The 9,361-nt window shown below is 42.2% G+C and carries 11 protein-coding genes and 2 tRNA genes; all 13 read right to left on the bottom strand.

All coding sequences use genetic code 11. The features are described from left to right. Positions 1–173: 173 nt before the first annotated feature. Positions 174–263: transfer RNA gene (locus DXD06_RS10755), tRNA-Ser, on the bottom strand. A gap of 98 nt (positions 264–361) precedes the next feature. Next, positions 362–447: transfer RNA gene (locus DXD06_RS10750), tRNA-Ser, on the bottom strand. Positions 448–513: 66 nt separating this feature from the next. Further along, the gene (gene ispD, locus DXD06_RS10745; protein WP_117831701.1) at positions 514–1,239 is read right to left on the bottom strand and encodes a 2-C-methyl-D-erythritol 4-phosphate cytidylyltransferase; all 726 of its coding nucleotides are present in this window, start codon (positions 1,237–1,239) and stop codon (positions 514–516) included. 4 nt (positions 1,240–1,243) lie between these two features. Beyond that, on the bottom strand, positions 1,244–2,272 hold the full coding sequence (tsaD, locus tag DXD06_RS10740; protein ID WP_117831699.1) for a tRNA (adenosine(37)-N6)-threonylcarbamoyltransferase complex transferase subunit TsaD: 1,029 nt from the start codon (positions 2,270–2,272) through the stop codon (positions 1,244–1,246). A gap of 2 nt (positions 2,273–2,274) precedes the next feature. Then, positions 2,275–2,856 carry a DUF6715 family protein gene (locus DXD06_RS10735; protein WP_117831697.1) on the bottom strand — a complete coding sequence of 194 codons (582 nt, stop codon included), beginning with the start codon at positions 2,854–2,856 and terminating at the stop codon, positions 2,275–2,277. 4 nt (positions 2,857–2,860) lie between these two features. After that, positions 2,861–3,772 carry a ribonuclease Z gene (locus DXD06_RS10730; RefSeq protein ID WP_117831695.1) on the bottom strand — a complete coding sequence of 304 codons (912 nt, stop codon included), beginning with the start codon at positions 3,770–3,772 and terminating at the stop codon, positions 2,861–2,863. Continuing rightward, on the bottom strand, positions 3,766–4,197 hold the full coding sequence (rimI, locus tag DXD06_RS10725) for a ribosomal protein S18-alanine N-acetyltransferase (RefSeq protein ID WP_117831693.1): 432 nt from the start codon (positions 4,195–4,197) through the stop codon (positions 3,766–3,768). Before rimI ends, DXD06_RS10730 begins: the two co-directional genes overlap by 7 nt. Then, positions 4,194–4,907 (bottom strand): tRNA (adenosine(37)-N6)-threonylcarbamoyltransferase complex dimerization subunit type 1 TsaB, encoded by a 714-nt coding sequence (tsaB, locus tag DXD06_RS10720; RefSeq protein WP_117831691.1) that lies wholly within the window; start codon positions 4,905–4,907, stop codon positions 4,194–4,196. Before tsaB ends, rimI begins: the two co-directional genes overlap by 4 nt. Before the next feature lie 10 nt (positions 4,908–4,917). Further along, positions 4,918–5,343 carry a tRNA (adenosine(37)-N6)-threonylcarbamoyltransferase complex ATPase subunit type 1 TsaE gene (gene tsaE, locus DXD06_RS10715; protein WP_117831719.1) on the bottom strand — a complete coding sequence of 142 codons (426 nt, stop codon included), beginning with the start codon at positions 5,341–5,343 and terminating at the stop codon, positions 4,918–4,920. A 25-nt stretch (positions 5,344–5,368) separates the two neighbouring features. Further along, a complete protein-coding gene (locus DXD06_RS10710) occupies positions 5,369–5,869 on the bottom strand; it encodes a YcxB family protein (protein ID WP_022044816.1) in 501 nt (166 codons plus the stop codon). 168 nt (positions 5,870–6,037) lie between these two features. After that, entirely contained in the window at positions 6,038–6,382 is a 345-nt protein-coding gene (locus DXD06_RS10705; RefSeq protein WP_117831689.1) for a leucine-rich repeat domain-containing protein, read from the bottom strand. 537 nt (positions 6,383–6,919) lie between these two features. Further along, positions 6,920–8,209, bottom strand: a complete 1,290-nt coding sequence (locus DXD06_RS10700; RefSeq protein WP_117831687.1) for an ATP-binding protein — start codon at positions 8,207–8,209, stop codon at positions 6,920–6,922. Between the two features lie 224 nt (positions 8,210–8,433). Next, complete coding sequence (locus DXD06_RS10695) at positions 8,434–9,222, bottom strand: LytR/AlgR family response regulator transcription factor (RefSeq protein ID WP_117831684.1); 789 nt, start codon at positions 9,220–9,222, stop codon at positions 8,434–8,436. Positions 9,223–9,361: the final 139 nt, after the last annotated feature.

The raw sequence follows: 9,361 nt of genomic DNA, 5'->3' as shown, positions 1-9,361 counted from the left end.
AATGTTCGTTGTTGTTATTTTCAACAGCTTGTATATTTTATCATATCTTCAAGTCGTTGTCAACAACTTTTTTATTTTTTCTTTGTTGTTGCTCTTTCGCGGCAACTCTGATATCTTATCATGTCTGTCGCTTTTTGTCAACAACTTTTTGAATCTTTTTATTTGATTCAAAGCGGAGAAGGAGGGATTTGAACCCTCGCGCCGCTATTAACGACCTGCACCCTTTCCAGGGGTGTCCCTTCGGCCAGCTTGGGTACTTCTCCATATAACTGCTCAAATCATTTTCTCTCCCGAGAAGTTATGATATTGACACAGAAAAAGAATTCTTTCGAATTCTTTTTCAAACGGCTTAACCGCCTAGCGGAGAGGATGGGATTCGAACCCATGTGCCCTTGCGGACAAACGGTTTTCAAGACCGCCTCGTTATGACCACTTCGATACCTCTCCGTATTCTGTTTTCGCTGTTCATCTGAATCAGCGCAAGACATATATTACCATCCCCGGCTCTTTATGTCAATAACAATTTTTCATTTTTTTTGCTTTTTTTAAAAAAACTTCTGCAATTAACAAATCTTCCGGTGTTGTGACCTTGATATTCTCGTATTTTCCCTGAACAAGCTTGACTTTATGACCGGTAAACCGTTCCACAATCATTGCATCATCCGTGATCCTTTCGCCGGATTCTGCTGCCTGCCACATTTCCCCATATGCTTCCATTAAAAGTTCATAAGAAAAGCTCTGTGGTGTCTGTACCGCCCACAGACAGCTTCTGTCCGGTGTATCCACAGCATAATGTTTTGCATTTCCCACTTTGATCGTATCTTTTACCGGTACTCCAATCACACATGCATGCTCCTCTTCTACAGCACGCATGGACAACCGGATTTCCGTTTCATCAATCATCGGACGTGCCCCATCATGGATCAGAACATAGTCGGTGTCCGCAGCTGCTTTTAATCCTTCATATACTGACAGATAACGTTCTTTGCCGCCCGGAATCACCGCGCGGACTTTTCTGAAATCACAAGCCTCTACAATTTCTTTTCTGCAATAGGAAACATCATCTTTTCCTGTTACCAGTATAATATCATCTACCGGACTCTTTTCAAATGCATACAGACTGTAATAGACCAGCGGATGTCCACACAGTTCCATAAACTGTTTGGGTGTATCACTTTGCATTCTTCTTCCACTGCCTGCCGCAAGTACGATCGCTGTATAGCGTTTCCTGTTTTCCATCTGGTCATTCTCCCAATTTCAGATTCGGAACAGCGTTCAGATTCAGCCCTGCACGTTTTCCCGCAATAAAGTCATAATATGCCGCAGCACCTATCATCGCCGCGTTATCGGTGCACAAAATCGGCGAAGGATGATAAAATTTCACCCCTTCTTCACGGCACATCTGTTCCATGGCCGCACGGATTACTCCGTTGGATGCAACTCCGCCGGCAATTGCAAAACTGTCCATATGATATTCGCGGATTGCATGCCGCGCATGATCCACCAGCACATCCGTCACCGACTGTTGGAATGATGCTGCAACATCCGCCTGATTAATTGGAAGATTTTTCATCCTGCATCCGTTCAGATAATTCAGCACCGCAGACTTTAATCCACTGAAACTGAAATCATATACCCCATCTGCAATCTTTGCCCGCGGAAAGGAAATTGCCTTCGGATCTCCTTCATGGGAAACTTTTTCAATTTTTGGTCCTCCCGGATATCCCAGCCCGATTGCGCGTGCCACTTTATCAAATGCTTCTCCTGCCGCATCATCCCTGGTCCGTCCGAGGATTTCATACGTTCCGTAATCCGTTACTTTCACAAGGTGCGTATGCCCTCCGGAGACCACAAGACATAAAAACGGTGGCTTCAGATCAGGATTTTCAATATAATTTGCGCTGATATGTCCTTCTATATGATGTACCCCTACCAGCGGAATGTTCGCAGCATAGCTGATCGCCTTGGCCTCTGCCACGCCAACCAGCAGTGCACCAACCAGCCCCGGCCCGTAAGTCACACCAATCGCATCCATATCCTGTAATGTCATATCTGCATCCGAAAGTGCCTGTGCGATTACCTGATTGATCTTTTCAATATGCTTTCTCGATGCGATCTCCGGTACAACCCCTCCATATAATGTATGGAGAGCAATCTGTGAAGAAATTACATTCGAACGCATATCCCGGCCATTCACCACAACTGCCGCAGCGGTTTCATCACAAGAGCTTTCAATTGCAAGTATTTTTATAGTCTGTTCTGTGTCACTCATTTTTATTCTTCCTCTGTCGAATTCCCCTTGATTTTATAAAATGTACGGATTTTCCAGTCTCCGTTATCGTCTTTTCTAAGCACATACATCTGGTAGGTTTTATCAAACTTTTTATTTTCTTCCGTAAAATAAGAAGCTGTGACATATGCCAGTTTATCCCCGTTGCTGTCATCCGTCAGGTATTTTACATCATCGCTGTCACATACATTGGTCTGACGGATCTTAAAGGAACGGTTCTTGTAATCCGCAATGCTCGTCTCCACCGACTTCTTGTAATCATCCTTGGAATTGTTATCGGCAAGATCCTGATCAAAAAGCATACGCGCCTGATCAATCAGCTTGTCGAACTCATCATCCGTGTAATTTCCAGAATAATAGCTGGTAATGATCTGGTTATACAGTTTAATCACTGCACGCGGGGTTTTTGGATAATCATCTGCCAGATTTTTTTCATTGATTCTCTGAACCACCGTCAGATTTTCTTTCGATGCCTGTGAACCATCGCTGTTTTTCATGAAATAAAATCCCACGCACAATAAAACAACACATACTGCTGCTGCAACGGTAATCCCAACTTTCTTCATACGCCTATTCCTCCTCAAATGTTAATTCCACACTCTTTCCATCTTTGCCAAGGTATGCATTTGCGAAAATATCCCGCACCTGTGGCATGTAATCCTCCGCCCTTACCAGAGACGGAGAAAAATGGGTCAGCCACAGTTCTTTTACTTCTGCACGCTTTGCCATATCTGCGGCTTCATAAAATGTCATATGCTTGTACTGTTTTGCCTTGTTTAACTTTTCTTTTTCTGCATACATGCCTTCACAGATAAACAAATCCGATTCTTTTGCAGCATTTACAATGCTATCCAGTGGGCGGCTGTCTGTACAATACGTCACTTTCAGGCCTTTTCTTGCCGGTCCAAGTACCATCTGCGGCTCATAGATCACACCATCCTGCTCAATGGTCTCCCCTTTCTGCAGGCGGCTCCATAATTTCATCGGGACATTCTGTTCTCTGGCACGCTCCACTGAAAAACGTCCCGCGCGATGAATCTCAACCGAATATCCGTAACATATGACATTGTGTTTCACACGAAATGCATGAATGTCATATCCCTGAACAGAAAAAGATTCTTCCGGCTGTGTCAGTTCTATACAATTGATCTCAAACGGAAGTTCCGGTGCAATTGTCCGCAGTGCCGTCACGACACGTGTGAGTCCTTTGGGTCCGATGATCGTAAGCGGTTCTGTCCGCTCCGCATTTCCCATCGTCAGAAGAAGTCCCGGCAGTCCGCTGATATGATCCGCGTGAAAATGTGTCACGCAGAGAATATCGATCGGTTTAAAGCTAAGTCCCGCCTCTTTGATTGCAATCTGGGTTCCCTCACCGCAATCGATCAGCAAACTGCTCCCATTATATCTGAGCATAAGTGATGTCAGCCACCGGTACGGCAGCGGCATCATTCCTGCAGTTCCTAACAAACATACATCTAACATAATCGTTTCCACTCCATAATATCTGCATCCTCTCTGGGAAACTGATAAAAATTTTTTCGCACTCCAATTTTTTCAAATCCACATGTCCGGTATAAGTGTATCGCCGGCTCATTTCCGGAACGTACTTCAAGTACGATCCGGTCAATTCCATGTTCATCTGCCCATTGCTGCATTCTCAGAAGAAGCTCTCTTCCACAGCCTTTTTTACGCATTTTCGGTGTCACTGCCACATTGGTAATCTCTCCTTCCGGTGGCATCCGGTACATCCCAATATAACCTACGATCTGAGGATCTTCCGCCACGAAAAATATGGCATCTTTCATTCCATCCAGAAATCCCTGTTCACTCCACGGCTGGGAAAAACATTCTTTTTCAATTTGTGCAACAGCCGGAATGTCTTCCGCGATCATCTGCCGTATTCTCATATGCGAAAATCCCTTGCCTTTTCCTGGCGCTCTCTTTCCGCCTGCGACAGGCGCAGATAATCCGGCTTGTGTGCAGCTGCATCCTCAGCCTTTCCCTGACGGTATAAAATGCCGCCAAGTACCGCAACACATGCCGCGCGCTGCTTATTGCAATGTGCAGGTGCAAACAGGTATGGTACCTGTAAATTTTCTTTCAGGTAATCGGCAAAAACCGGCACACCATCGCCCAAAAATACGGTTTTCTTTCCACTTTCATTGATCTTTGCGGTAATTTCATCGATTCCTACCGCACACTGTGGAAGAAGTGTCTGCATCTGCCCATCGGAAAAAGTATACAGTCCGGTATAGGCCTGCTGCCGGCGCGCATCCATAAGCGGACATACCTGATCCTCACATCCCCACAGATTATATGCCAGGGCATCCACCGTCGGCACGGAAACAATCTGTTTGTTCAGGGCAAGAGCGAGTCCCTTGGCCGTTGCAGAGCCGATCCTGAGTCCCGTAAAAGATCCAGGTCCTGCGGACACTGCAATCACATCAATCGTATTCAGATCAAGTTCTATCATTTTTGCTACTTCATCCAACATTGGAAGAAGTGTCTGTGAATGTGTTTTTTTATAGTTAATTGTATATTCTCCCAGCAGATTGTCGTCTTCTGTGACTGCAACCCCTGCCACCAGTCCTGAGCTGTCCAACGCTAGTATTTTCATATTCTGTCCTCTATCTGTCTAAAATTGTTATTTTTCTGTAGTCGAAACCTTTTTCCAGGTCTTTTTCAATAGTGATCTCCCGGTAATGATCCGGCAATATCTCTTCAATCAGATTGGCCCACTCAATCATCGTCAGACCCTCACCGTAAAAATAGTCCTCATATCCGATCTCATCCATCTCCTCGATATCCCCGATACGATAGACGTCAAAATGATAGAACGGCATCCGCCCCTCTTCATATACCTGGACAATGGTAAATGTCGGGCTGCAGATCGGTTCTTCAATTCCAAGTCCCTGTGCGATTCCCTGTGTAAAAACCGTCTTGCCGACTCCCAGATCCCCGACAAGTGTATATACCTCCCCAGGCTGTGCCTCTCTTCCGAATTTTCTTCCGAGCTCTAAAGTTTCCTCCGGGGAAAAAGTTTCAAATTCCATAACTTTTTTATCCTGCATACTGCCTCTACGCCTTCATTCTGAGTTTATATTTTTCCAGTTTCTGTTCTGCAAGTGTCCGGAACGCTGCATACTGATCTCCAATCTGCTCCATAGGAATAATATATGCGCTTTTCCGATTGCTGTAGATTAAAATCTGCTTTGCATTCGCTACAATCTTATAAATTGCCTGCCACTCCATATCCCCAGTTTCTTTTCCCTGGGATACATGAATATTTTTCTCTGTAATTTCATAATGCAGTGTGCCGGCAAGCACCTTGTTTGTCTTCAGGGTCTCCTTCGCACGAAACCACAGTGCAACCGGGATATAAAGAAGAAACAAAAATCCTACTGCAATATAGAGCAGGGTGTAAGATGTTTTTCCATTCTGAAAACTGATTCCAGCCATAACAAATCCAAGAATTCCAAGTGCAATGGAACTCCATCCCTGAAACCCGGTATACGTCTGGTACATATTAAACCGATACAGGTCTTTGGGTGATAATGTAACATCAAATGACGCTTTCATGCCTTCTTCTCCTCGTCCAAAATAAATGATAAGGCTTTCTGCGTATCACACAGAAAACCATTACGTTGTATCATATTATAACAATTTTCCAAACAAAAGAAAAGAGAAAAAACAGGAGCACCCCACGGGTGCTCCCAAAACCATTTGCTGTCCAGCAATGTCATTTAGTTAAGTTACAGGGTTATAAGGAATCTTTCGCAGAATACCTTTCATTTCCCAAATCATGATAACCGTATTATTCCATGCATATTTGGGTATGGATTTTGAAGTCAGTTTCTCTGATTGAATCGTAATCTTCTCTAACTTCCCGCAACCATAAAAAGCATTTTTTTCTATCTTTGTAACATTCTTTCCTACTACAATACTTGTTATATTTGTACACTTGGCAAACGCATTCTTTCCAATCGTAACAATGTTTGAGCCAATCACTACCCTGGTAATTTTCTTATTGTTCTTAAAGGCATTGTCCGCAATGGATGTTACTCTATAAGATACTCCATCAACCTTAACCATTGCCGGAATAGTAACCGTTCCTTTTGCAGTACTCTTTGGATCAGTATACTGTACTGTCGGTGTTTTGCCCTTGCCACTTGTAACTATGTAAGTCGAACCATCGTTGTCCTTTATCTTCGTACCTTTTTTCGGTACAGACGGCTTATCTTTTTTCTCATAAACTGCCTCCTCTCTTATAGCTGTGGATTAAACTGCTTTTGGCTCACAGCCGTATGGCAGTTCGTGTATCCTATCATCTGCGTCTATCTTATATGTCATTGATAGAAAATTCTCTATCATATATTTGGAAATATTTTACCATACCCCCCCTTATTTTATTCAAGGTTTATGTGACAATTTGTTTATTTTTCGCATAAAATTTCTCATAAAAAATGCCATCTCACCACTTTTTTGTGATGAAATGACATTTTTTAGTCATTTTATGCAGTTCGTCACAGTATTTCTTCCTGCTTTAACAGGTAATTCTTCCATATCTGCGACAGCTCATCTTGTTTTTGTGCACAGTGTATCTCCTCCAACAATCGCTATATGCTCTTTTTATATAAGTTCCTTATCCAAAAGGAAATCAATCACATTGATATTTAAAATACCATTATCATCATACCAACGCTTTCCAATATCTTTCCTTACAACAATTTTAGGGAAAGAATCTCCTGTAAGCGTAAATGGTCTGAGTTCTACTTCTGCTTTTTCATCCGTAGGCATCGCATATGCGGACTGAATATAAGTTCGTTTTCCTCCTGAACTTACGACAAAATCAATTTCCCTTGGAGTGCGAATTGAATTGCCTTTTTCACTGAGTGTCCTTGCATAAACAACACCAACATCAACAGAAAACTGTCTGATATTTAACTCATTATATAGGATGTTCTCCATTATATGCGTCATTTCCTGCTGACGAAAACCTATTCTTGCATTTCTAAGTCCAATATCCTCGCAGTAATATTTATTTGGCGAATCAAAATAGGATTTCCCTTTTACATCATATCGCTTACTTTCTGAAAAAAGGAACGCATCCTCCAAATGCCCGATGTATGCCCGAATCGTATTGGCAGACACACCGCCCCCTTGTTTAGATTTCAGAGTATTCGCAATTTTAGTCGGGTTTGTTAATGAACCTACTGATGAACAGAGCAAATCTAAAACCTGCTCCAGAACATCCTGCCTTTCGATTCTCTTTCGTTCAACAATGTCCTTAATATACACTTCTGAGAAAAGCGATTTCAAATAATTCATCTTAGCCGTATCATTAGGTCTTGACAGGATAAGTGGCATACCACCATAAAATGCGTATTCATCAAATGCTTCATTTTTATCCCCACCAACAGCAGAGTAATATTCCGCAAAACTAAGTGGATGTACTCTTATTTCATCACTTCGTCCTCTAAACTCAGTAAGGATGTCACTGGAAAGCATTTTTGAATTGCTCCCTGTCACATAAACATCTAAATTCGATAAACCTCTCAAATCATTAAGAGCATCGTAAAAAGTAATTTTCTTACCGTCCGGATTATATGGATTAGCCACCTCATCAGACATTTGAATTTCATCAACGAAAAGATAATACTCGTCTTTGCTCTTTTCCACTTTCTCTCTTACATAAGATGAAAGAATAAGCGGATTACGATATTTAATGTCTTTCGCAAGGTCAAGCTCAATCGTAATAATCTGTTCTTCTTTTACACCATTTTCAATTAAGTAATCCCGGTATATATTTTTAAGAAGATAGGATTTTCCGCATCTCCTGATACCGGTAATTACTTTCACTAATCCATCAAAACGATATGAAATCAACTGCTCAAGGTAACTATCACGCTTAATTTCCATAAAGCCCACTCCATTTCACTGAAAATTTCTGCCTATTCAGGCTTTTTCATTCAATATTATATATGTTATCTATCAGACTTTCAAGTTGTCATTGAAAATTATAGCCTAAAAAGGCTAAAATATTCAGTGAAAATATTATTATCTTTCTCTAAAAAATGCCATCCCACCACTTTTTTCGTGATGAAACGGCATTTTTAGTCCATTTATTCAGTTCGTCACAGCATTTATTCCTGCGTTAACAGGTAATCCTTCCATATCTGTGACAGCTCATCTTGTTTTTGTGCACAGTGTATCTCATCCAGTGGGAATAACATGCATCCGCAGTGTCCCGGAAATGTCGGGAAACAGATAATCTTAAGTTCGGTGCCTATCTCCGGACTGTAAGCCATAATCTCAAGATGTTCTCCATACAGCGTTACCCGTTCGTAGGTACACAGCCATTTATCGTCCATATTGGAGAAGATACTGCCGAAGGTATTCCCGATCAGTCCGGTCAATGGTACATGCTCCACCTCTGCCAGCTTCTCATTGCCATAGCGGAAGATCCAGTCCACTGCATGCCTGTCCTCATTGAATACCATCTCGATATCCGTAAAGGCAAATGGCATCTGATCAAAGCTCCGATAAAACGCATGATACTCTTCCGGTGTCTTTGGTGTATTCGGCATGGCAAAGCCCTCAATCAGTTTTTTCTGCTTTTCCTGCAGCTGGGCAAGGATTTCTTTTTTCCTGCGGGTTGCGTAGTTTAACTCTTCTCCGTTGATAAGTGTCAGCGTATCTTCCAATGCATGGATTGCCATGATACACACCAGATAGGTACGGTGTACTTTCAGAAAATATTCCCCGACCTGTGCCTCCATTGCCTCTAAGGTGCTTCTGGTCTTATATACGCTTCCGCTTGTCACATGAATGTAACAGTCATTCACCGATGCCTTAATATATAGGATATCTGTGACATCGATTACCCTACGCTTATGACCTGCCTTAATTTCCAGTGTTCTCTTAAACTGCATGATAACTGTTACTCCTTGTGTCTTACGGATTTGTTATTATTTTACTGTATATTGGGTGTTATGGCAATGAGGAGTTTTATCATGTTCTCTTTTAACTCTCCTTAACATTAAAAGTGGCCATGCTAATAAGCACAGCCAC

Source organism: Roseburia sp. TF10-5, assembly GCF_003462365.1.
GTDB classification, from domain to species: Bacteria; Bacillota; Clostridia; order Lachnospirales; family Lachnospiraceae; genus Roseburia; species Roseburia faecis.
Note: the sequence above shows the minus strand (reverse complement) of the source record. Positions and strands in the feature narration are given on the sequence as shown.

Bases quoted from the DNA above. Each gene is read 5' to 3' on its own strand.
- DXD06_RS10695 (WP_117831684.1), bottom strand. From the start codon at position 9,222: ATGCAGTTTAAGAGAACACTGGAAATTAAGGCAGGTCATAAGCGTAGG.
- DXD06_RS10710 (WP_022044816.1), bottom strand. From the start codon at position 5,869: ATGAAAGCGTCATTTGATGTTACATTATCACCCAAAGACCTGTATCGG.
- DXD06_RS10705 (WP_117831689.1), bottom strand. From the start codon at position 6,382: ATGGTTAAGGTTGATGGAGTATCTTATAGAGTAACATCCATTGCGGAC.
- DXD06_RS10730 (WP_117831695.1), bottom strand. From the start codon at position 3,772: ATGTTAGATGTATGTTTGTTAGGAACTGCAGGAATGATGCCGCTGCCG.
- rimI (WP_117831693.1), bottom strand. From the start codon at position 4,197: ATGAGAATACGGCAGATGATCGCGGAAGACATTCCGGCTGTTGCACAA.
- ispD (WP_117831701.1), bottom strand. From the start codon at position 1,239: ATGGAAAACAGGAAACGCTATACAGCGATCGTACTTGCGGCAGGCAGT.
- DXD06_RS10735 (WP_117831697.1), bottom strand. From the start codon at position 2,856: ATGAAGAAAGTTGGGATTACCGTTGCAGCAGCAGTATGTGTTGTTTTA.
- tsaB (WP_117831691.1), bottom strand. From the start codon at position 4,907: ATGAAAATACTAGCGTTGGACAGCTCAGGACTGGTGGCAGGGGTTGCA.
- tsaD (WP_117831699.1), bottom strand. From the start codon at position 2,272: ATGAGTGACACAGAACAGACTATAAAAATACTTGCAATTGAAAGCTCT.
- DXD06_RS10700 (WP_117831687.1), bottom strand. From the start codon at position 8,209: ATGGAAATTAAGCGTGATAGTTACCTTGAGCAGTTGATTTCATATCGT.
- tsaE (WP_117831719.1), bottom strand. From the start codon at position 5,343: ATGGAATTTGAAACTTTTTCCCCGGAGGAAACTTTAGAGCTCGGAAGA.